This window comes from [Mycobacterium] fortunisiensis (assembly GCF_019050325.1).
Classification (GTDB): domain Bacteria; phylum Actinomycetota; class Actinomycetes; order Mycobacteriales; family Mycobacteriaceae; genus Mycobacterium; species Mycobacterium fortunisiensis.
The window spans coordinates 245,526-268,189 of sequence record NZ_VOMB01000010.1; the positions used below are offsets into that span (position 1 = coordinate 245,526).

19 protein-coding genes are annotated in these 22,664 nt (G+C 69.4%); 15 read left to right on the forward strand and 4 right to left on the reverse strand.

Going from position 1 to position 22,664, the window contains the following annotated elements:
• Positions 1-4: 4 nt before the first annotated feature.
• Positions 5-1,408, forward strand: a complete 1,404-nt coding sequence (eccB, locus tag FR943_RS07895; protein WP_217155777.1) for a type VII secretion protein EccB — start codon at positions 5-7, stop codon at positions 1,406-1,408.
• Here the strand turns inward: eccB and mycP are convergent.
• Positions 1,379-2,683 carry a type VII secretion-associated serine protease mycosin gene (gene mycP / locus FR943_RS07900; RefSeq protein ID WP_372448091.1) on the reverse strand — a complete coding sequence of 435 codons (1,305 nt, stop codon included), beginning with the start codon at positions 2,681-2,683 and terminating at the stop codon, positions 1,379-1,381. The two genes, eccB and mycP, sit on opposite strands and share 30 nt — an antisense overlap.
• A complete protein-coding gene (eccD, locus tag FR943_RS07905; RefSeq protein WP_217155778.1) occupies positions 2,680-4,023 on the reverse strand; it encodes a type VII secretion integral membrane protein EccD in 1,344 nt (447 codons plus the stop codon). Before eccD ends, mycP begins: the two co-directional genes overlap by 4 nt.
• Before the next feature lie 177 nt (positions 4,024-4,200).
• Here eccD and eccCa point away from each other — a divergent pair, with 177 nt between their 5' ends.
• The 4 genes from eccCa (at position 4,201) to FR943_RS07925 (ending at position 9,775) form a co-directional block, all read left to right on the forward strand.
• The gene (gene eccCa, locus FR943_RS07910) at positions 4,201-7,890 is read left to right on the forward strand and encodes a type VII secretion protein EccCa (protein WP_275957438.1); all 3,690 of its coding nucleotides are present in this window, start codon (positions 4,201-4,203) and stop codon (positions 7,888-7,890) included.
• Entirely contained in the window at positions 7,887-9,065 is a 1,179-nt protein-coding gene (locus tag FR943_RS07915; RefSeq protein WP_217155780.1) for a type VII secretion-associated protein, read from the forward strand. Before eccCa ends, FR943_RS07915 begins: the two co-directional genes overlap by 4 nt.
• A 77-nt stretch (positions 9,066-9,142) precedes the next feature.
• On the forward strand, positions 9,143-9,466 hold the full coding sequence (locus tag FR943_RS07920) for a WXG100 family type VII secretion target (protein ID WP_217155781.1): 324 nt from the start codon (positions 9,143-9,145) through the stop codon (positions 9,464-9,466).
• A gap of 12 nt (positions 9,467-9,478) precedes the next feature.
• The gene (locus FR943_RS07925) at positions 9,479-9,775 is read left to right on the forward strand and encodes a WXG100 family type VII secretion target (RefSeq protein ID WP_217155782.1); all 297 of its coding nucleotides are present in this window, start codon (positions 9,479-9,481) and stop codon (positions 9,773-9,775) included.
• A gap of 75 nt (positions 9,776-9,850) precedes the next feature.
• On the opposite strand, the gene FR943_RS07930 is transcribed toward FR943_RS07925, so the two are convergent.
• The gene (locus FR943_RS07930; protein WP_217155956.1) at positions 9,851-11,257 is read right to left on the reverse strand and encodes a DEAD/DEAH box helicase; all 1,407 of its coding nucleotides are present in this window, start codon (positions 11,255-11,257) and stop codon (positions 9,851-9,853) included.
• 282 nt (positions 11,258-11,539) lie between these two features.
• On the opposite strand from FR943_RS07930, the gene FR943_RS07935 reads away from it, so the two are divergent.
• Positions 11,540-12,832: a helix-turn-helix domain-containing protein gene (locus tag FR943_RS07935; RefSeq protein WP_217155783.1), complete on the forward strand. Its 1,293-nt coding sequence runs from the start codon at positions 11,540-11,542 to the stop codon at positions 12,830-12,832.
• Positions 12,833-13,065: 233 nt separating this feature from the next.
• Positions 13,066-14,589, forward strand: a complete 1,524-nt coding sequence (gene adh / locus FR943_RS07940; RefSeq protein ID WP_217155784.1) for an aldehyde dehydrogenase — start codon at positions 13,066-13,068, stop codon at positions 14,587-14,589.
• Positions 14,590-14,657: 68 nt separating this feature from the next.
• On the opposite strand, the gene FR943_RS26845 is transcribed toward adh, so the two are convergent.
• The gene (locus FR943_RS26845; RefSeq protein ID WP_217155785.1) at positions 14,658-15,044 is read right to left on the reverse strand and encodes a (2Fe-2S)-binding protein; all 387 of its coding nucleotides are present in this window, start codon (positions 15,042-15,044) and stop codon (positions 14,658-14,660) included.
• Positions 15,045-15,316: 272 nt separating this feature from the next.
• On the opposite strand from FR943_RS26845, the gene eat reads away from it, so the two are divergent.
• From eat to FR943_RS07985, 8 genes are all read left to right on the forward strand, one after another.
• Positions 15,317-16,732, forward strand: a complete 1,416-nt coding sequence (gene eat / locus FR943_RS07950) for an ethanolamine permease (protein ID WP_217155786.1) — start codon at positions 15,317-15,319, stop codon at positions 16,730-16,732.
• Entirely contained in the window at positions 16,729-18,144 is a 1,416-nt protein-coding gene (locus FR943_RS07955) for an ethanolamine ammonia-lyase subunit EutB (protein WP_217155788.1), read from the forward strand. The genes eat and FR943_RS07955 overlap by 4 nt, the downstream gene beginning before the upstream one ends.
• Positions 18,141-18,893, forward strand: coding sequence for an ethanolamine ammonia-lyase subunit EutC (gene eutC, locus FR943_RS07960; RefSeq protein WP_217155789.1), 753 nt, complete (start codon positions 18,141-18,143; stop codon positions 18,891-18,893). Before FR943_RS07955 ends, eutC begins: the two co-directional genes overlap by 4 nt.
• Before the next feature lie 256 nt (positions 18,894-19,149).
• Positions 19,150-19,593 carry a 50S ribosomal protein L13 gene (gene rplM / locus FR943_RS07965; protein WP_217155791.1) on the forward strand — a complete coding sequence of 148 codons (444 nt, stop codon included), beginning with the start codon at positions 19,150-19,152 and terminating at the stop codon, positions 19,591-19,593.
• Positions 19,590-20,063 carry a 30S ribosomal protein S9 gene (rpsI, locus tag FR943_RS07970; protein WP_082941946.1) on the forward strand — a complete coding sequence of 158 codons (474 nt, stop codon included), beginning with the start codon at positions 19,590-19,592 and terminating at the stop codon, positions 20,061-20,063. Before rplM ends, rpsI begins: the two co-directional genes overlap by 4 nt.
• A 325-nt stretch (positions 20,064-20,388) precedes the next feature.
• Positions 20,389-20,805, forward strand: a complete 417-nt coding sequence (locus FR943_RS07975) for a hypothetical protein (protein ID WP_217155792.1) — start codon at positions 20,389-20,391, stop codon at positions 20,803-20,805.
• Between the two features lie 142 nt (positions 20,806-20,947).
• Positions 20,948-22,288 carry a phosphoglucosamine mutase gene (glmM, locus tag FR943_RS07980; RefSeq protein WP_217155794.1) on the forward strand — a complete coding sequence of 447 codons (1,341 nt, stop codon included), beginning with the start codon at positions 20,948-20,950 and terminating at the stop codon, positions 22,286-22,288.
• A 69-nt stretch (positions 22,289-22,357) separates the two neighbouring features.
• Positions 22,358-22,663, forward strand: coding sequence for a type VII secretion target (locus FR943_RS07985; protein ID WP_217155796.1), 306 nt, complete (start codon positions 22,358-22,360; stop codon positions 22,661-22,663).
• The last annotated feature ends 1 nt before the right edge of the window (position 22,664 follow it).

Sequence of the window (22,664 nt, forward strand, 5' to 3'; positions counted from 1 at the left end):
ACATATGGCAGGTCGAACGGCCACTCGGCTACAGCTCAGCGGTCACCGATTCCTGTTGCGGCGCATGGCGCACGCACTGGTGCGCGGCGACGCCAGGATGCTCGACGATCCAGTGCGAGCGCAGGCGGTGGCCTACGGCGTGGGCGGTGGGCTCGCAGCCGTCGTCATCGCGGTGGGGGCGGTGCTCGCACTGGTGCGCCCGGATACCGTGCCCCGAGATGCGCCGATCCTGATGGTGCGCGACACCGGTGCGCTGTATGTCCGTATCGACGACGCCGTGCACCCGGTGCTCAACCTGGCCTCGGCCCGACTCATCGTCGGCCGGTCGGCCGATCCGGTGGTGGTCAGCGCCAAGGCGCTGGCCGAGCTCCGGCCTGGACCGCTGGTCGGCATCGCCGGTGCCCCCGCCCAGATCGGCCGTCCGCTGGATATCGACGAAACCGGTTGGGCGATTTGCGATCTCGACGAGAACGCCGAGACGGTGCTGCGGACCGGCGCGGGCGGCGACGGGACCACCCCGCTGCCCAGCGGTGCGGCGCTGCTGGTGTCGGCGCGGACGGCAGGGGCGCCGACCTACCTGCTTCTCGACGGTCGTCGGGCCCGGATCGACATCCGCGACACCGCGGTGGTGCGTGCGCTGCACTTGGAAGGCGTGCGGGCGCAGCCGGTTTCGCAGGCCCTGCTGGATTCGGTGCCTGAGGCGCCCGCCGTACGGGCGCCGGTGATCACCGGCGTGGGTGCTGAGGGGCCGGCAGCGTTGCACGGTCTCACGGTGGGCACCGTGGTGCAGGTGTCGCGCAGTGGCCCCGCCGAGTTGTACGTGGTGCTCGTTGACGGATTGCAACGCGTCGGCCGGGTGGCAGCCGACGTGATCCGGTTCAGCGTGCCCCAACCCGGTGACGAACCGCCGGTCGTGGCCGCCGACGTCGTGGCCGATCTGCCGATCGCCGAGGACCTCACCGCGGCCCGGTTTCCGGAACGGGTACTCGGCCGGGGCCGCGCCGTGGTGTGCGCGCACTGGGATCCGAGCAGCGCAGGGGAGGCGGCCAATACCACTGTGACCATGTCTGATTCGATATCGGAAGGCGGGGTGCGCCTCGCCCAGGCCGACGGTGCAGCCCCGAACATCGACCGGGTGCAGATTCCGCCGGGCCGTAGTGTGCTGGTTCAGGCCGACGGCGTCCTCCGCGGTGCCCCGGTCGACGGGCCGCTGTATCTGCTGAACGACCGCGGTGTGCTGTTCGGTGTTCGCGACGGCCAGACTGCTGAGCATCTCGGGTTGGCGGCCGGGCCCGTTCCCGCGCCATGGCCGATGCTGGCCAGGCTGCCGCGCGGTCCGGCACTGAGCCGCGACGCGGCCGCCGTCATGCGCGACGCGCTACCCGGTGTCCGGATGGCGCCGGCGTAACCAGTTGGCCGACAGCAGCACTGCGATCAGGATGGTCAGCGCAACACACACCGCCGCCCCGCCGAACGCGATACGGCGCGGCGCGTCGTCCGTCGCCCCCGGCATCGGCGCGGCCATGGCGACCGGCACGGCCGGTGCAGCCGAGGGGCCGACGCCGCCGGTACTGACTGCGGCAAGCGCGTCGATCACTCCGTGCCCGACGAACGGGTTCCAGCCCTCGGACGGCGTGCGGGCGGTGTCCTCGATGTGGCGCATCACCTCCCGTGCGCTCAGTTGCGGGAAGCGGGACCGCACCAGCGCCGCGAGCCCGGCCACCGCGGGTGCGGCATAGTTCGTCCCCGAGATCGTGGCATCGCGGCCGATGGTGTCGATCAACTGTTCCCCGTCGGGGTGAAGGGACACCAGGTTCTCGCCGAGCGCGGCCACGTCCAGCCACGGCCCGGCCAGGCTGAAATCCGATGCCGCACCGTCGGGTCCGACCGAACCGACACACAACACCACGTCGTCGTACCAGCACGGGCTGGATACCGAGCGGATGTTGTCCCAGTCGGCAGCGGTCGCTGCAGACTCGGTGTTCTGTTGCGCGCAGCCCGCGCCCACGTTGCCGGCCGCGGCGACCACCACGACGTTGCGCTCGTCGACCGCGTAGCTCAGGGCAGCGCCGAGGGCGCGGTCATCGGGTGCGTCGGCGGCGGCCAGACATGCCGGCGAGGAGATGTTGATGACCGTGGCACCGAGGTCGGCGGCGGTGCGCACCGCCTTGGCCAGGGTGGTGACGTCACCGATGCCGGTGGAACCGCCTACCGCACCGAACTTCGTGCTCGACTGCCGGATCGCCAGGATGGCGGCCTCGGGTGCCACCCCGCTGAAACCGCCCGCCGGTGCGGCAGCGGCGATTCCGGCGACGATGGTGCCGTGGCCGTCGCAATCTGCGGTGCCGTCGCCGTGTGCCACGTAATCGCCGCCACCGATCAGATGCGGCAGCAACCGGTGCCGCGTGACCCCGGTGTCGATCACCGCGATCGTCTGCCCCGCACCACGGCTCAGCGGCCACACCGCGTCCAGACCCAACGGGTTGTCCACCGCGGTGGTGACGCCGGACGGCGGCCGATAACACGGCTCGCGTTGTTCGGTCCGTCCGGCCGGGCCCGGCGGCGCGGGAGCGGGCAACTGGGTGGCATCGATTGCCGCCGGGACGACGGCAGCCGCCGGTGCGGGCCACCCCACCGCAAGCCCGGCCACCAGGACAGTGGCCAGCCGGCCGGCCCGGATCACGACAACCCCAGGCCGGGAACCAGATCGAAGGCACCCGTGAGCCAAACGCCCAGCGGCAGCACCGCGGCCAGGGTGGCGTACTCGAGTGTGTCGGCGAGGCGGCCGGCCCGCGGATGCCGCACCGTGACGGGCGAGAGCAGGCCGATCCCGGCGCCCACCACGAGCATCCCCACCAAATTGCCGTGGTGCGGGAGCCAGGTCACCACGAGCGCGAAAGTCGCGGTGAGAACCCAGAATCCACCGACCAGCAGCCCGGTCTGGCATCGCCGGCAAGCGTAGCCGCGGGCCCGCAGCAGCAATGCCACCCCGACGACCGCGGCGAACGCGATCTCGACGGTCCGCGCCCGCGCGGCGGCGCAGGCAAGCACGACGCTGCCGAGCGCGGCCGCTGCCGCACACCCCCACACCAACCCGGCGAGGTTCCGTCGACAGCGGTCCACCGCCGCGTCGACATCGGGGACATGCCGATCCATCCCGGTGCCCGCGTCCACCGGCTCACCGGGCATCGGAGGCGTCAGGCCGGCCAGCGCGAGCGACAGCCGTGGCGTCACGGGCAGCAGCCCCACCGCGAGTGCGGCCAGGAATGCGCCCACCGAGGATGTGTCCAGTGGCCACCACACCGCAGCACCGGTCGTCACTGCCACCAGCGCGGCCGCCGTCACGATGGCCAACAACACTTCGGTGCCACAACCGGACACCCGCAGCAGAACCACGCCCAGTGAGCCCGCGGCCACCGCGGCCAGGAACGCGTTGGCCGCGGCCGGTCCCGCCGGAACCACGAGAAATCCCAGGATCGCGCCCTGCAGCACCGCAGTGACGTTGAGTGCGGTGACGACGCCGGCCTCGACACCTCGGCGTGACGCCACTGTCGCGGCGACAGTGGCGACGAGGAACATCGCCGCGGCCGCGGCGATACGTCCCCATCCGTGACTGCTTGAGCCGGTCCAGGCCAGTGCCGCCACGCCCAGCCCGCCCAGCCAGAGGCAACCGACGATGCGAAGCCCGGTGGGTACGCCGTCCTGAGGTGCGCCCACCGTCAGCGTCGTGACCGGCGGTTGCTCGAAGCTGGGACCCTCCTCGACCGAGGACAGAACCAACAGGTCACCATCACGAATGTCGTTCTGCGCCAGGGTTGCCGACTCGTCGAGGCGGCGGCCGCCCAGATCGGCCAACTGCCATCGACGCGGCGTGGCGTCCCCCACCCCGAATTCGTCGACGATCCAGGGCAGCAACTCGCCCACGGTGAGGGCGGCCGGCAGGGACACGTCGACGGTCGGACCGGGCTCCGCCCGGGGCGGCACCGCACAGTGAATCGACACGTGGCGCAACGAATCCGGCATCGCCTCACCCCCCGGTAGACGCCGATACCGGTTACGCTAACCGACCCGGCGCCGGTGTGCGCGCACCAAATTTTTCTGCTGTGTACCGGGAACCTGAACGGCTCGGCGTGCGTCCAAACGTCGATGGAACCGATCTGTGGGCCCTCGGGTGCGGCCGGGCCGAGGACTGGCGACGTGATGATCGACGCGCCGCCGGCATTGCCGCGCCACAGCCCGGTCAGCCGGCTGACCCGGTTGCTGCCCGTCGTCATGGTGGTGGCGATGGTCGGTATGTTCACCGTCTACCTGACCTCGGGTGCGGCCGCCGCGCGTGGCCCGACATCGATGATGTTTCCGATCATGATGGTGCTGTCGGTGATCGGGACGGCGGCCTACGGTCTCAAGGCCGGTGGTTCCGGCGGCGAGTTGCACCGGGATCGATGCGAGTACCTGCGCTATCTGGACGGGATCGACGCCGCGGCCGGCGAAACCGCCCGCCGCCAGTGGCTGACGCGGCATGCCGCTCACCCCGATCCGGCGCGGCTGTGGACGCTGGCCGGCGGCAGCCAGATGTGGTACCGCACGCCAGAGCACCCGGAGTTCGGTGCCGTGCGGATCGGGGTGGGCGAGCAGCCCTTGTGCACCCGGCTGACCGCAGCGGATTCCAATGCCGGCCGCGAGTCCGATCCGGTCACCACATCGGCTCTCGCGCAACTGATCCGGCGCCGCTCCACGGTGGCCGGGATGCCCGTGACCGTCAATCTGCCAGAGCTGGGCCGGCTGCGGGTGGGCGGGCCGGCCGACGCGGCGCGAGCCCTGCTGCGGGCGGTGATCTGTCAGCTGGCCACCACGCACAGCCCGTACGACCTGCGGATCGCCGCGGTGTTGGACGGCGCGGCCACACCGGACTGGGACTGGCTGAAATGGCTTGATCACCACTGGCATTCCGGGGACGAGGGCGAGCGGTCCGCCCTGCGGTTACGCACCCTGGCGGAGCTGCCCGGGGGATCGACGCCGGTACACACGGTCGTGATCGTCGATACCGCCGACGCCGGCGCCGTAGGCGCGCGCGAGGCCGGCGCCACCCTGCTGACGGTGGCGGCCCGCGGCCCGGCCGGCCCCGCCGACCTGGATCTCGGCGCTGACGTGGTGCGCTGCGATGGTGTCGCGGTGCGGCCCGATCAGCTGACCCTGGCGCAGGCCCGCACCTGTGCGCGCCGGTTGGCCCGGCACCGGGCGGCGGCCCGGCCCGAGCGCTCTGGATGGCCAGAGCTCATCGGTGTCGAGGACCCAGGCCGCCTCGACCCGCCCGGTCGATGGGCGTCGGCCGACCCGCAGCAGTTCCTTCGGGTCCCGGTGGGCCGGCGTGCGGACGGCCGTCCGCTGCACCTGGATCTCAAGGAGGCGGCGTACGGCGGGATGGGACCGCACGGGCTGTGCGTCGGCGCCACCGGATCGGGAAAATCGGAGTTCCTGCGCACCCTGGTGTTGGGTTTGATCACCACTCATCCGCCGGAACAGCTCAACCTCGTCCTGGTGGACTTCAAGGGCGGTGCAACGTTTCTCGGCCTGCAGGATGCCCGCCATGTCAGTGCGCTGATCACCAACCTGGCCGAGGAGGCCCCGCTGGTGGCCCGGATGGCCGATGCGTTGGCCGGCGAGATGACGCGGCGCCAGGAGTTGCTGCGGGCTGCTGGAAACCTGGCCGGCATCGCCGAATATCGGCGCCGCACCGACCTGCCGGCGCTGCCGGCGCTGCTGATCGTGGTCGACGAGTTCTCCGAACTTCTGCAGCAGCACCCGGATTTCGCCGAGCTGTTCGTGGCGATCGGCCGGCTCGGGCGGTCACTGGGGATGCATCTGCTTCTGGCCAGCCAACGGCTCGACGAGGGCAGGCTGCGGGGACTGGAAAGTCACCTGTCGTACCGTGTGTGCCTCAAGACGTTCTCACCCAACGAATCCCGAGCGGTGCTGGGCATACCCGATGCCTATGAACTTCCCACCGCGCCGGGTGCGGCGTATCTCAGGACGCCGGCCGGCGAGGTGATTCGGTTCCAGTCCGCGTTCGTCTCCGGCCCGGCTCGGCCGACCGCATCGGCCGACCGTTCCGAACCCGTGCCCCGGGTACCGCGGCGGTTCACCGCGAACGCGATTCCGGCCGTGAACCGCCGGTCGGCGCCGGCCGGGACGACGATCCTGCACCAGGTCGTCGACCGGCTGGCCGGGCATGGCACACCGGCACATCAGGTGTGGCTGCCACCGTTGCCCCGGTCGGTCGCGCTGAGCGACGTGTTGTTGTCCGGCACCGCCGCGCTGTCAGTGGCGATCGGGCTGGTGGACCGACCGTTCCACCAACGCCGTGACCGGCTGGTGCTGGCGCTGGATGCCGGTCACGGCAACGTCGCGATCGTCGGTGGCCCACAGTCGGGAAAATCCACGGCCATCCGGACGGTGGCGGTGGCGCTGGCCGGAACCCATCACCCACGCGACGTCCAGCTGTACTGTCTGGATCTCGGCGGCGGCGCGTTGAGTGGGTTGCAGGCGCTGCCCCACGTCGGCGTCGTCGCCGGGCGTGCGGACCAGGACCTGGTCCGCCGCACCATCGCCGAGCTGACCGCATTGGTGAGCGCCCGGGCGACGCGGTTCGGCGCACTCGGTGTCGACTCGATGCCGGAATACCGGCGGCTCCGCGAAGCGGGCGACATCGATGACCCGTTCGGAGACGTGTTCCTGCTCATCGATGGCTGGGCGACGTTGCGCACCGAGTTCGAATCTTTGGAGCCGACGGTCACCGCGCTTGCAGTGCAAGGCCTTTCGGTCGGGGTGCACGTCGTGCTCACGGCATCGCGATGGGCCGAGTTCAGGCCGGCGCTCAAGGACCAGCTGGGCACCCGGATCGAGTTGCGGTTGGGGGATCCGGCCGAGTCGGAGATGGATCGCCACCGGGCGGCTCAGCTCGGGCAGTGCCTGCCCGGGCGCGGGCTGACCCGGGACGGTTGTGAACTGTTGATCGCCCTGCCGCGGCTGGACGGCAGGCCGGAGGTCGCCGGCCTGGGCTCGGCACTGTGCCGGGTCGGCGAGACCTTGCGGGCCGACTACGGCGGGACCGCGGCGCCGGGGATCCGGTTGCTCCCGGCGCGGGTGCACTCGCACGAGCTGGTGACGGCGCCCCGGCAGCCCCACGCGACGCAGGTGCTGCTGGGCGTGGGTGAGCGCGAACTCGCCCCGGTGCTGGTCGATTTCGCCACCCAGCCCGATCTGCTGATCTTCGGCGACACCGGCTGCGGCAAGTCGACCGCGCTGCGCACGCTGTGCCGCGACCTGGTGAGCGGCAACAGCCCCGGTGACGTGCAACTGCTCATCGTGGACTTCCGCCGGGCCCTGTTGGGCACCGTCGAATCCGACCATGTGAGCGGGTACGCGGCCTCGGCCGGTGCGCTGGACGCGGCGTTGCCGAGTGTGCTCGCGGTACTGCGGGACCGGATGCCCGGTCCCGACGTCACCCAGCGTCAGCTTCGCGACCGTACGTGGTGGACCGGGCCCGAGTTCTATCTGGTGGTGGACGATTACGACCTCGTCGCCGGTGGCGGGGTGAATCCGCTGGCGCCTCTGCTGGATTATCTGCCGCATTCCCGCGACCTCGGTCTGCATGTGGTGCTGGCCCGCCGCAGCGGTGGTGCGGCCCGGGCGATGTTCGACCCGGTGCTGGGCACGGTCCGAGAACTCGGGGCCATGGGGCTGATGATGAGTGCCGGTCCGGACGAGGGTGTGCTGCTGGGATCGGCCCGGCCGGTACGGCTTCCGCCCGGGCGGGGCACCCTGATCACGCGCGCGGCGCCGGACCAGCTCGTCCAGGTGGCGTGGTCGGAGAGCGACGATCCGCCGTGACAGCGGCGGTCATCGAGGTGGGACCGGTGACGGTGCTAGGCCCGGCACCGGTGTCGGCTGACCTCGCGACCGGTTTGGTGGCGGGGATCGACGACGCGACGGTCCTGATCGATGACGAGCCCGTCGAGGTGGCGGCGCTGTGCGCCGACGTGCTGGCCACCGCGGCCGCGGGGGCACGCCACCTCACCCTGGTGTGCCCGACCTGGTGGACGGCCGAGCAACGGGAACGGCTCCGCCGGGCCGGGGCGGTGGGCAGCGCCGAAGTGGCTGTGGTGTCACGTGTTACGGCTCTGAGTGCACCGCTGACAGGTGGCTGGGTGATCGTCGAGATCGCCGACGAAGTCGTCATGGTGTCGTGGGCCGGGCCGGGCGTCGAGACCGAATCGGTGACACTGCCCCGGCACCCGGACACCGATGTGGATCCGGCGGCCCTGGTACGCCTGGTGGTGCCCCGCGCCAACCCGGGGGACGAGATAATCCTCGACGCCCCCGTGGAAGTCGGCGGCGCCGAGGTGCTGGGTCGTGCGGTGACGGCGGGGTTGCGCGACCACGGCCTGGCGACGTCCCGGGCCGACCCTCGGCGCTCGGGCCCCGCCCGCACCGCGCCGCCGGCACCGGCCGTCGACCACACCGGTTCCCCGGCCGCCGGTAGCCGGGTCCGCCGGCACCGGGTGGCCACGTGTGCGGCAGCGGTGCTCGCGGTCATGCTGGCCGGGATCGCCGCCACCGGAGCCGGCCGGCCCGCTGGTGAGTTGGCGATGACCGTGGTGGTGGAGGGCCGGGTCGGAATGCAGATCCCGGCCGGGTGGGTCGTGCACCGGGTTACCGATGGGCCGGGATCGGCTCGGGTGCAGGTGGTTTCGCCGTCGGATCCGCAGCTGATGATTCACCTCACCCAATCGGGTCTCGGCGATGGCGCGGTGGCCGACACCCTGCGCCGCGCGCTGCGGGAGCAGCCGGCCGGGGTGTTCGTCGACTTCGAACCGGTGGCCGTGGTCGCCGGGCGCGAGGTGGTCGGCTACCGCGAGTTGCGTCCCGGCCGGGAGATCCGCTGGGTGGTGTTCGCCGACGGCCCGGTGCGGATCGCGATCGGATGCCAGAGCCGGCCGGGCCAGGCTGCGGGCATCCGGCCCGCGTGTGAGGTGGCGACGCGGTCGGCGCACGCGGTGTTCTGAAATCGGATGGAACCGAACCCGGCTGCGCTGCGTCGAATTGGTATACCGCACAGCACACCCACCGGAAGGCGGAGGACATGCCACCAGGACTGACAGGCCCGTTGGGCACCGACTTCGACGTGATGACGCGCGTGGCCGGCCGGATCGACGTGCTCAACGACGACGTCCGGGCCATGCTGCAGACCTTCATCGGGAAGATGAGCAGTGTGCCGCCCTCGGTGTGGGGCGGGGTGGCGGCGGTGCGGTTCCGCGATGTGGTGGACCGGTGGAACCGCGAATCATTGGTCCTGCACACCACGTTGGGGCGGATCGCCGAGACCATCCGCAGCAACGAGCGTACGTTGCGCACTGCTGCCGACGTCCACGCGCAGCGGCTCGGCGCTGTCGGCGAGACCATCTGAACGGGATCTGTGATGAATCACGTGCTGTCATACGACTTCGGTGCGATCGAGTACTCGGTGCGTCAGGAGATCCACACCACCTCAAGCCGGTTCAACGCCGCGCTGGATGAGCTGCGGGCCCAGATCGCGCCACTGCAACAGGTCTGGACCCGAGAGGCCGCGCAGGCCTACGCCGTCGAGCAGGCCCGGTGGAACCAGGCCGCGGCCGCGCTCAACGAGATCCTGTTCGCGCTCGGCAATGCGGTGCGCGACGGGGCCGACGAGATTGCCGCCACCGACCGCAGTGCCGCCAATGCCTGGGGAGTCTGAGTTTCTCGGTCCCCACTGAGCTGGTGCGGTCCTGCTCGGAACTGGAGAGGCGAGCGGGACCGCACCACTTGCGGGCTAGCGGCCCGCGCTGGAGTCGCCGGCCCGGCGGGCCCGACGACGGGTGCCTTGCTGACCGCCGCGCTGCTGTCCGGCCGTGCCGGTACGGCTCGTCGGGTTGCCGCCGGCGTTGCGACCGGCCCCGCTCGGTCGGTTATGGCGCTGCTGCTGACCCGATTTGGCGCCCTGACCGGACTTGGCGCCGTGCCGGCGCGGGGCCGGGGCCTGGGCCACCGGCTCGGGGCGGATCGGATCGCCGAACACCCGGTCCCCGGGCGCGATCTCGCGCAGCACCGGATGATCGATACCCTGTACCCGGGTGATCGTCGGCTTGACCCCGGCCTTCTTGGTCAGGCTGCGTACATCGGACACCTGCGCGTCGTGCATCAGGGTCACCACGGTGCCCTCGTTGCCGGCCCGGGCGGTGCGCCCGGACCGGTGCAGGTAGGCCTTGTGCTCGACTGGCGGGTCGGCGTGCACCACCAGGTTGACGTCGTCGACGTGGATACCGCGGGCGGCGATGTCGGTGGCCACCAGCACGGCCGCCGAGCCGTCCGAGAACGCGGTCAGGTTGCGGGTGCGGGCATTCTGGGACAGGTTGCCGTGCAGTTCAACCGCCGCGACACCGCGTGAATTGAGTTGGCGGGTGAGGTTTTTCGCGCCGTACTTGGTGCGGGCGAAGACGATGGTGCGTCCGGGTGCGGCGGCCAGGTCGGCTACCACGTTGATCCGCGTCGAGTTGTCCACGTGCAGCACGTGATGCACCATCGCGGCCACCGGGGACTGCGCCGAGTCGACACTGTGCACCACCGGGTCGTGCAGGTAGCGCTTGACCAGCACATCGACCCCGGAATCGAGGGTGGCCGAGAACAGCAGGCGCTGGCAGTTTTTCGGGGTGCGGTCCAGCAGCCGTTTCACCCCGGGCAGGAAGCCGAGATCGGCCATGTGATCGGCCTCGTCGAGCACGGTGATCTCCACCGCGGACAGGTCGGCGTGACCGGACTTCATGTGGTCCTCGAGCCGGCCCGGGCAGGCGATGACGATGTCGACGCCACCCCTGAGCGCGGAGATCTGCGGGTTCGGGCCCACACCGCCGAAGATGTTGACCGAGCGCAGGCCGGTGGCCTTGGCCAGCGGGGCCAGCGAGGCCTCGATCTGGGTGACGAGCTCGCGGGTGGGGGCCAGGATCAGCGCGCGGGGCCGGTTCGCCGAGCGGCGGGTGCCGCTGGTCGACAACCGTGCCACCAACGGCAGCAGGAAGGCATAGGTCTTGCCCGATCCGGTGCGGCCGCGGCCGAGGACATCGCGTCCGGTCAGGGAATCGGGAAGGGTCGCGGCCTGGATCGGGAACGGGCTCTGGACCCCGTTGCTCGCGAGGGTGGCGACGATCTCGGCAGGCAGGCCGAGCTCAGCGAACGTGGGCACAGCGGTGCCACGGGTTTCTTGGACAGACAAAATGAAAGCTCCGAAAATAGAGGGCGGTCGTCCTGCCCGGCGCGAGTGAGATCTCGCGGCGCTCGGTGTGACGATCGAGAAGGCGGCAAAGGCAGAACAGACAAGCCGCCGTGCACCAACCATACCGGTAGCTGCCCGGTTTCCCCGATTTCTGGTGGCTGACCTGCGGGTGGTATCCATCACAGGCCGGTCCGGTCAACTATCCTGACGGGTACGCGTGAATGCCATGTCCATGGCCCGACGCCGGGAGAGATGATCGCCGTGGCCGCATCGAGAAACGCGGGAGGCCGGACGTCTGCCCGGGCACACCCGGCGAAGGTGCGCGCCATCCACGACCTGTTCGTCGAGGGCCGGGTGGATGCCGATTACCTGGACACCAGCCCGGTGCGGCGGATCATCGCCGAGAGTTGGCAGCGCAGCCTGGCCACCGGTGTGGACCCCGATCTGGGTGCACGGGCGACGGCGGCGGCCACCGCGCTGACCGAGTTGCGCCGCGCCCATCCGCTGGCGCCCACGCTGCCGCTTATCCGGCGGTTGCTGATCGAGGATGCCGTCGACTCCGGGGTGCTGGTGGCGATCACCGCCGCCGACGGCACCCTGCTGTGGGTCGAGGGAGACCCGGGCGTCCGGCGCAAGGCCGAGGCGATGAACTTCGTGCCCGGTTCGGACTGGAGCGAGCGGGCGGCGGGGACGAATGCGCCCGGCACCGCGCTGGCCCTGGATCGGGAATTGCAGATCCTGGGCTCCGAACACTTTTCCCGCGCGGTACACCCCTGGAGTTGCACCGCGGTACCCGTGCACGACCCGGCCACCGGCGTGCTGCTGGGTGCCATCGACCTGACCGGCGGCTCTGCCGTCGCGTCCCCGCAGACGTTGGCCCTGGTCCGGGCTACTGCGGCGGCCGTGGAGAACCAACTTGCCCTGCTCCGGCTCACCGGGCCGGCAGCCCCGGTGGCGGCCGAGGGCGCCCGGTTGCGTGTGTTGGGCGCCGACCGACCCCGCTGGCAGGCCGGCGACGGGCCGCCCAGTGTGCTGACCGGGCGTCACGCCGACATCCTGGTGCTGCTGATCCGGCACCCGGAGGGGCTCAGCGCCGATCACCTGGCGATGCTGCTCGACGACAAGGACCTCGATGTGGTCACGGTGCGGGCCGAGGTGTCGCGGCTGCGCCGGGTGATCGGCACCAGCTACCTCGCCTCGCGGCCCTACCGGTTGGCGGCGCCGGTGGCCAGCGACATGGGCGACGTGTATGCCGCGCTGCAGGCCGGCAACGTGTCGGCCGCCCTGGACGCGTACGGCGGGGCATTGCTGCCGCAGTCGGTGTCACCGGCCATCGCGCGACTGCGCACCGAGCTCAGTGCCGGCTTGCGGGAAGCGGTGCTGTCCGGCGACAGCCTGCCGCTGCTGCGGCGCTGGCTGGAATTGCCCGACGGCCGCGACGACCGGCAGGCCTGGCGGGTGCTGCACGAGCACGCCGAGGCCGACCCGGTGGCCCGCGCCACCGCGCGTGGTCACCTGGCCGGGATCGACGCCGAGCTGGGCTGAATTTGTCGGCCCGCCGACGTGCTGAATTTGTCGGCCCGCCGACGTGCTGAATTTGTCGGCCCGCCGACGTGCTGACCCACTGCTTCGAAAGTGACGCAAAGATCGTCATCCTCGCCTGGAAGCGGCCTCTGCGTCACACTCGGCGCAAAAGTGTGCAACTGTGCTGCAACGTACAGCTGACTACCTTTGGTGATGACCGACACATTTCGGTGTCGAGAGTGCAGGAGATTGCCATGACTGTTTATGCGCGTCCGGGTGCCGATGGCGCCGCGATGGCGTTCGAGTCCCGCTACGACAACTACATCGGCGGCCAGTGGGTGGCGCCCGTCGAAGGCCGCTATTTCGAGAACCCGACGCCGGTGACGGGCCAGGTGTTCTGTGAAGTGGCCCGCTCCACCGAGGCCGATGTCGACAAGGCACTCGATGCCGCCCACGCCGCCGCGCCGGCGTGGGGCAAGACCTCGCCGGCCGAGCGAGCCGTCATCCTCAACAAGATCGCCGATCGGATCGAGGAGAACCTCGAAGCCGTCGCGCTCGCCGAGTCGTGGGACAACGGCAAGCCGATCCGGGAGACGCTGAACGCCGACATCCCGTTGGCCATCGACCATTTCCGGTACTTCGCCGGGGTGCTGCGGGCACAGGAAGGGTCGCTCTCACAGATCGACGAGGACACCGTCGCCTACCACTTCCATGAACCACTCGGTGTCGTCGGCCAGATCATCCCGTGGAACTTCCCGATTCTGATGGCGGTGTGGAAGTTGGCGCCGGCGCTGGCCGCGGGCAACGCGGTGGTGCTGAAACCCGCTGAGCAGACCCCGGTTTCGGTGCTGTTCCTGATGTCGCTGATCGGTGATCTGTTGCCCGCCGGGGTGGTCAACGTGGTCAACGGGTTCGGTGTGGAGGCCGGCAAGCCGCTGGCCTCGAGCAACCGGATCGCCAAGATCGCGTTCACCGGTGAGACCACCACCGGCCGGTTGATCATGCAGTACGCCAGCCAGAACCTGATCCCGGTGACCCTCGAACTCGGCGGCAAGAGCCCGAACATCTTCTTCTCCGATGTGCTGGCCGCCGCCGACGATTTCCAGGACAAGGCCCTGGAAGGGTTCACCATGTTCGCGCTGAACCAGGGTGAGGTGTGCACCTGCCCGTCGCGGTCGCTGATCCAGGCCGACATCTACGACGAGTTCCTGGAGCTGGCTGCCATCCGCACCAAGGCGGTGCGCCAGGGCGACCCGCTCGATACCGAGACGATGATCGGCGCGCAGGCCTCCAACGATCAGCTGGAGAAGATCCTGTCTTACATCGAGATCGGAAAATCCGAAGGCGCCCAATTGATCACCGGTGGTGAGCGGGCCGATCTCGGTGGCGATCTGGGTGGCGGCTTCTATGTGGCGCCGACGATCTTCACCGGCAACAACGCGATGCGGCTGTTCCAGGAGGAGATCTTCGGCCCGGTCGTTGCGGTGACCTCGTTCCAGGATTACGACGAGGCCATCTCGATCGCCAATGACACCCTTTACGGGCTGGGTGCCGGGGTGTGGAGCCGCAACGGCAACACCGCCTACCGGGCCGGACGTGACATCAAGGCGGGCCGGGTGTGGACCAACTGCTACCACGCCTATCCGGCGCATGCCGCGTTCGGCGGCTACAAGCAGTCGGGTATCGGCCGGGAGAACCACAAGATGATGCTCGACCACTACCAGCAGACCAAGAACCTGTTGGTGAGTTACAGCAGTAAAGCGCAGGGGTTTTTCTGATCAACGCCGAATGTGAACTTGTGTGCGAAGAATCCCGAAAATCTGGCACACAAGTTCACCTTCGCTGCCTACTCGGTCAGCGCACAATCGCCGCAGTAGCCGCCGCCGGGAAACTGATAGAACAGGCAGCAGTTGCGTCGCCGGAAGCGTTGTCCCACAACGTCCGCGGTGCCGCTCAAGAGGTCGGTGGCGATCAGGGCCGCCACGAGGTCCCGACCGGCGACTCGGCGATGACACCCGCGGCCCGGTGCACGTCGGCTACGGTCACCCAGGGGGCACCACACGTACCGAGCCTCGGCCGGTGGGTGGAATCGTCTTGCCAGAACAAAGAATCCATGGTCAACAGCGGCACCGACCCCAGGAATGCCGCGGCGCGCGGAAGGCCGACACTGTCGCGGCCCGGGTCCGCATCGTGTACTCGCCCAGTGCGGCGATCGGGCCGAACTCTCCAGCATCCATTGGCGACCAGGCTAGCCGCATTGACCTGGGGCGCAACGTCAGGTGCGCTGCTGGCCGGTGCCGTGCGCAGATCTGTTGCCCGAGTTGGATTCTGGTGGGAGCTTCCCGACGGCGGCCCAAATTCGCCGTTGGGGTAGACAGAGCCGCGCCGGGCGGCGATACTCTTCCATCAAAGGTCGAGTTTCATACCTTTTAGTGCGGGCGCAGGGTTCGGCGTCGAGGCCGGTGGAGTTGCACACGAAAATTATTGTCAATTAAGGAGTTTGACATGGCGGGTGTGGAAGAACACCTGGAGAGCGCTGACTATCTCAGCAAACGTCAGCTCAGATCCGGCAGTGCCGGCTGGCTCCTCCTGGCCGGGCTCGGCGTCAGTTATGTGATCTCCGGCGACTTCTCCGGCTGGAACTTCGGCCTGCAGCAGGGCGGCTTCGGCGGGCTGCTGATCGCCGTGGTCATCATTGCCGCCATGTACTTCTGCATGGTGCTGGGTTTGGCCGAGTTGTCCTCGGCGCTGCCCGCGGCCGGCGGCGGCTACACCTTCGCCCGGCGCGCGTTGGGCCCGTGGGGCGGTTTCGCCACCGGAACCGCGATCCTGATCGAGTACTCGATCGCCCCGGCGGCCATCGCCACCTTCATCGGCGGGTACGTCGAATCGCTGGGCCTGTTCGGCATTCACAAAGGCTGGTGGGTCTATCTGGCGGCGTTCGTCATCTTCATCGGCATCCACCTCGCCGGCGTCGGTGAGGCGCTGCGGCTGATGTTCGTCATCACCGCGATCGCCATCCTCGGCTTGATCATCTTCGCGGTCAGCGCCATCGGCAGCTTCGACGTCGCCAACCTGACCAACATCGCCCCGGATGCCGCAGCCCTCGGTGCCAGCAGCTTCCTGCCCCACGGCTACCTGGGTATCTGGGCGGCCATCCCGTTCGCCATCTGGTTCTTCCTGGCCGTCGAGGGTGTCCCACTGGCCGCCGAGGAAACCGCCAACCCGGAGCGCAACGTGCCGCGCGGCATCATCGCGGCAATGACCGTCCTGATCATCACCTGCGTGACGGTGTTGTTCCTGACCACGGGAGCCGGTGGTGCAGAAGCGATGTCGACGGTCGACGATCCGCTGGTGCAGGCGCTCGGCGGTGACGGCACGGCCGCCAAACTGGTCAACTACATCGGCCTGGCCGGCCTGATCGCCAGCTTCTTCTCGATCATCTACGCGTACTCGCGGCAGACGTTCGCGTTGTCGCGGGCCGGGTATCTGCCCACCCAGCTGTCGGTGACGAACACGCGCAAGGCGCCCACCCTCGCCCTGATCGTCCCCGGTATCGTCGGCTTCCTGCTCTCGCTGACCGGCCACGGCGACCTGATCCTGAACATGGCGGTCTTCGGCGCGGCACTGAGCTACGTGTTGATGATGGTCAGTCACATCGTGCTGCGGGTCCGGGAGCCGGAGATGAACCGGCCGTACCGCACCCCGGGCGGCATCGTCACCACCGGCTTCGCGCTGATCGTGGCCGTGGTGGCGGTCATCGCGACCTTCCTCGTCGACCCGGTGGCCGCGGGTCTGTGCCTGGCGGTGTTCGCCGCGTTCATGCTCTACTTCGCGCTCTACAGCCGGCACCGCCTGGTGGCCAACTCGCCCGATGAGGAGTTCGCGATGCTCGCGGAGGCGGAGAGCGAACTGAAATGAAGTACCACCAGCAGGTTTCGGGGGTGACCTACAGCTTCGATGGCCTGGTCGAAGTGATGGCCAAGGCCACCCCGCTGCGTTCCGGCGATCAGCTCGCCGGCTGCGCGGCCGAGCACGACGGCGAACGCGCTGCGGCCGCCTGGGTGCTCGCAGACCTGCCGCTGGAGATCTTCCTCAACGAGGAGTTGGTGGCATACGACACCGACGAGGTGACCCGGCTGATCATGGACAGCCATGACCGCCAAGCCTTTTCGGAGGTTTCGCACCTGACCGTCGGCGGGTTGCGGGACTGGCTGATGGATGTCGCGGCCCACGATCACAGCGCCGAGCGGCTGGCCGCCGTCGCCCCGGGGCTCACCCCGGAGATGGTGGCGGCGGTCAGCAAGATTATGCGCAATCAGGATCTGATCGCGGTGTCGGCGGCCGTGGAGGTCACCGCGGCGTTCCGCACCACCGTCGGTGCCCGCGGCACGCTGGCCACCCGGCTGCAGCCCAACCATCCCACCGACGACCCGCGCGGTATCGCCGCGGCGGTGCTCGACGGGCTGCTGCTGGGTTGTGGCGACGCGGTGATCGGGATCAACCCGGCCACCGATTCGCCCCAGGCCACCGCGGACCTGCTCTACCTGCTCGACACGATCCGTACCCGTTACGCCATTCCGGCCCAGTCCTGCGTGCTGTCGCACGTCACCACCACGATCGGGTTGATCGAGGCCGGAGCGCCGGTGGATCTGGTCTTCCAGTCCATTGCGGGCACCGAAGCCGCCAACTCGGCGTTCGGCGTGAACCTGCAGTTGCTGCGGGAGGGCAACGCGGCCGCGCGCAGCCTGCGTCGGGGCACCGTCGGTGACAACGTCATGTACCTGGAGACCGGGCAGGGCTCGGCGTTGAGTTCGGGTGCGCACCTCGGTGTCGGCGGCAAGCCGGTGGACCAGCAGACCTTGGAGGCCCGCGCCTACGCGGTGGCCCGCGATCTGCAGCCGCTGCTGGTCAACACCGTCGTCGGGTTCATCGGGCCGGAGTACCTCTACGACGGCAAGCAGATCATCCGGGCCGGGCTCGAAGACCACTTCTGCGGCAAGCTGCTCGGCCTGCCGATGGGCGTGGATGTCTGTTACACCAATCATGCCGAGGCCGACCAGAACGACATGGACACCCTGCTGACGCTGTTGGCGGCGGCGCAGGTGGCCTTCGTGATCACCGTGCCCGGCGCCGATGACGTGATGCTGGGCTACCAGAGCCTGTCGTTTCACGACGTGCTGACCACCCGACGCACGCTGGGGCTGCGCCCGGCGCCGGAGTTCGAGGCCTGGCTGCGCAGCGTCGGGATGGTGGATGACTCCGGCAAGCTGACCCCGTTCGACCTGGAGCGCTCGGCGCTGCGGTCGTTGACTTCGGGGGAGGTGCGATGAGCCCGAACGAGGTTGCGGTTCAAGAGTTCTGGGATGAGCTGCGCAAAACCACGCAGGCCAGGATCGGGCTGGGCCGGGCCGGCAACGCGTTGCCCACCCGCCGGGTGCTCGAGCTGGCCGCGGCGCATGCCGTCGCGCGTGATGCCGTGCATGTGCCGCTGGACACCGATCGACTGGTGACGGCCGTGCGCACCGTTGGCATCGGGGAGCCGACCGTGGTGACCAGTCGGGCCGCCTCGCGCGACGAGTACCTGCGCCGGCCCGACCTGGGCCGGCTGCCCGCCGACGGAATGTCGGTGCCCGACACCGGAGCCGACATCGGCTTCATGCTGGCCGACGGTCTGTCGCCGACCGCGTTGGATCGTCACGGTGCGGCGCTGCTGACGGCGTTGGTGGCAGCGCTCAAAGACCGGCACAGCCTGGCCCCGCCGGTCATCGCGACGCAGGCTCGGGTGGCGCTCGGCGACCATGTCGGAGCCTTGGCGCGGGTGCGGACCCTGCTGGTCATCATCGGGGAGCGGCCCGGCCTGAGCGTCGCCGACAGCGTCGGCATCTACCTGACCCACCAGCCGAGGCCCGGTCGCGCCGATGCCGAGCGCAACTGCATCTCGAACATCCATCCGCCCGAGGGGCTGGGCTATGCCGATGCCGCGCGGGTGGCCGCGAGCCTGGTCGACGGCGCGCTGGCGTTGGGCCGTTCCGGCGTCGACCTGAAGGACACCTCGCCGAGGCTCTCCGAGCTCACCTAGATGCCGAGTGTGAACAAGATGGCGAGATTTCTCGACAATCTCGCGATCTTGTTCACGTTGGGCACTCGAGGGGTCCCGCCAGGCGCGTTTTGACCTGCGAGGACGCCCGCAGGTAAGCTGCTCCGTTGGTGTGCGCTGCCCTTGTGGGCGAGCGGGTCCCGGGTCAACGTCGGTCGCCGGGACATCGTAGTGGCGCTCACCTGACCGGCATCCCGGCCAGCCCGGGGTCCAACCGAGATAGATAGAGGTAAGCGCTGTGCCTACGTACACGCCGAAGGCAGGTGACACCACGCGTCAGTGGTATGTCATCGATGCCCAGGACGTGGTGCTCGGCCGGCTCGCCGCGGCAGCTGCAACTCTGCTGCGCGGCAAGCACAAGCCGACATTCACGCCGAATGTCGACGGTGGCGACTTCGTCATCGTCATCAACGCTGACAAGATTTCCGTCAGCGGCAACAAGCTCACGAACAAGTTCGCTTACAGCCACTCGGGTTACCCGGGCGGTCTGCGCAAGCGCACCATCGGTGAGCTGCTGGAGAAGCACCCGACGCGCGTCGTCGAGAACGCCATCCTCGGCATGCTGCCCCACACCAAGCTGGGTCGGCAGATCCAGAAGAAGCTGAAGGTCTACGCCGGCCCGGATCATCCGCACGCCGCGCAGCAGCCGATTCCGTACGAGATCAAGCAGGTGGCCCAGTGACTGAAGCGACTGAAGTGACTGAGACCGAGGTTGTGACCGAGGCCGTCGAGGTGGAGCAGGAGCACCGCGAGCCGGTCATCATCGACCGCCCCATCCAGACTGTCGGCCGCCGCAAGGAGGCCGTGGTGCGGGTGCGCCTGGTCCCCGGCACCGGCCAGTTCAACCTGGACGGCCGCACCCTGGAGAACTACTTCCCGAACAAGGTGCACCAGCAGCTGATCAAGGCCCCGCTGGTCACCGTCGACCGCCTCGAGCAGTTCGACATCTTCGCCCACCTCGATGGTGGCGGCCCCTCGGGTCAGGCCGGCGCGCTGCGTCTGGCGATCGCCCGTGCGCTGATTCTGGTGCAGCCGGAGGACCGGCCCGCACTGAAGAAGGCGGGCTTCCTGACCCGTGACCCGCGTGCCATCGAGCGCAAGAAGTACGGCCTCAAGAAGGCCCGCAAGGCGCCTCAGTACAGCAAGCGCTGATCTGTCGCCATTACGGCCGAACGAACCCGCCGGGTGTGTCATGTACACACCCGGCGGGTTTGTTTTTGTCTCCGGACGAGCCCCAGTTTTCTACGTTTGGGCTGTTGAGAGCGGGCGATCACGACCCAGGCGCAGAAACCGGCGCGACGGCCGCACAATTTTCTTCGCGATTCGGGGTTTGAAGATCAGCGGACCGTGGAAGCCCTCTGCACGGAGAGCAGGGGGCCGCTTTGTGTCAGCAGATCGTGCCCGCAGGACCTTCCTGCCATCCCGTCGCGTGACGTCGGGGGGACCGGGTGCCGCTTCCACACCGGAAGGAGTAATTGTGGGGAACTTCGTGAAGACAGCGACCGCGGGCGCGATGCTCGGTGGATCGTTGCTGTTTACCGTCGGCCTTGGGATCGCGAACGCGGCACCGAACACCATCGGCGACGGCAAGGTCAACCTCGCGCTGGGCAACGTCTCGGTGCTGGAGAACGTCGACACCGCCGCGGCCGCGCAGATCGCCGCCGGGGTGTGCGAGTCGACCGATACCGCGTCGCTGACCACCGCCGTGCAGGGCGTCGACGCCAACGGCACCGACCATGTGGTCTGCACCAACAACTTGGGGACCATCTCGTTCAGCCAGAACGGCCCCGCCGAGCGGTCCGACGACGTTGCGCGGGGCGCTGGGCCACACACCGTGGCACCCACGACGGAGCCCGGTGACACCGACTCCTCGTCGGACGACGTCGGCCGCTAGCCGCGATGACGCCGGTCACCGCCCGCGGATGGACCCGCGGGCGGTGCGCCGTGTATCTCGAACAGGTCTCGATTGGGCCGCGGCATGATCGCTGACCTCGTCGGTTGTGTTTCCAGCGGCCAATTATGAGAAGTTTAAGGGCATGGCTCGACTGTTCGGCACCGATGGCGTGCGTGGGGTCGCCAATCGCGATCTGACTGCCGAACTGGCAGTGGCACTCGGTTCGGCGGCCGCGCGGCGCCTCGGCAACTCCGCGGGGCATGCCCGCCGGGTGGCGGTGGTGGGGCGCGACCCGCGGGCCAGCGGCGAGATGCTGGAAGCCGCGGTGATCGCCGGCATCACCAGCGAAGGCGTCGACGTGCTGCGGGTCGGGGTGCTGCCGACACCGGCCGTGGCCTATCTGACCAGCGCCTATGACGCGGATTTCGGCGTGATGATCTCCGCCTCGCACAACCCGATGCCCGACAACGGCATCAAGATCTTCGGTCCCGGCGGACACAAGCTCGACGACGCTGCCGAGGACCGCATCGCCGAACTCGTCAACACGGGACCGGGGCCACGCCCGACCGGGGCCGGGATCGGTCGCGTGCTCGATGCCGAGGACGCGCTCGACCGCTATCTACGGCACGCCGGCAAGGCCATGACGACGCGGCTCGACGGGCTGACCGTCGTGGTCGATTGCGCGCACGGCGCGGCGTCGGCCGCGGCCCCGCGCGCCTACCGCGCGGCGGGCGCCAATGTCATCGCGATCAATGCCGAGCCCAACGGTCTCAACATCAACGACGGCTGCGGCTCCACCCACATGGAGGCGCTGCAGGCGGCGGTCGTCGAGCACAAGGCCGATCTCGGACTCGCCCACGACGGCGACGCCGACCGGTGTCTGGCGGTGGATGCCGCAGGACGAGTGGTCGACGGCGACGCGATCATGGTGGTGCTCGCCCTGGCCATGCAAGACTCCGGCGAGCTGGCCTCGAACACGCTGGTCGCCACCGTGATGAGCAACCTGGGCCTGCACCTGGCGATGCGCGCGGCCGGGATCGAGGTCCGCACCACCAGCGTCGGGGACCGCTACGTCCTGGAGGAGTTGCGGGCCGGCGAGTTCTCCCTCGGCGGTGAGCAGTCCGGTCACATCGTGCTGCCCGGCTTCGGCACCACCGGTGACGGCATCGTCACCGGCCTGCGGCTGATGTCGCGGATGGCCCAGACCGGCGCCGCGCTGGCTGCCCTTGCCGAGCCGATGCGCACCCTGCCGCAGGTACTGATCAATGTCGCCGTGGCGGACAAGGCGGCAGTGGCTGAGGCGCCGTCGGTGCAGACCGCGGTCGCTGCGGCGGAAGCCGAGCTCGGCGACACCGGTCGAATCCTGTTGCGGCCCTCGGGAACCGAACAGGTGGTGCGGGTGATGGTCGAGGCGGCCGACGAGGACACGGCCCGCATGCTGGCGGTGCGGGTGGCCGATTCGGTCAGCGGCCAGTCGGCCTGACGAGGGCTTGCGCGAGGAACATTCAAACGCGAGGGAACCGGATGGCGCCCGGCTGCGTCTAAACCGGGCATGGGACAAGTTGACCTGGCCCGCGTAGACGTCGCGGCGGTGTTCGCCGTCGCGCAGCAATTCGATGCGATCGCCGACCTTTTGGAGGGTAGCGCCCGGGCCCGGCTGAGCCGGCCGATGTTCGGCGGATCCACCGCAGGCCGAGAGCACGTCGGGCCTGGCGAAGCGGTCCGGTCTGCCACCTCCGAGCTTGCCGACGCGCTACGCCAGTGGGCCCGGGCGGCGGGCGAGATCGCCGCGGTGCTTCGACTCTCCGCCGACCGCTACGTCGTCGCCGATGGGCATGCCGCCGATCGGGTGGGCTGAG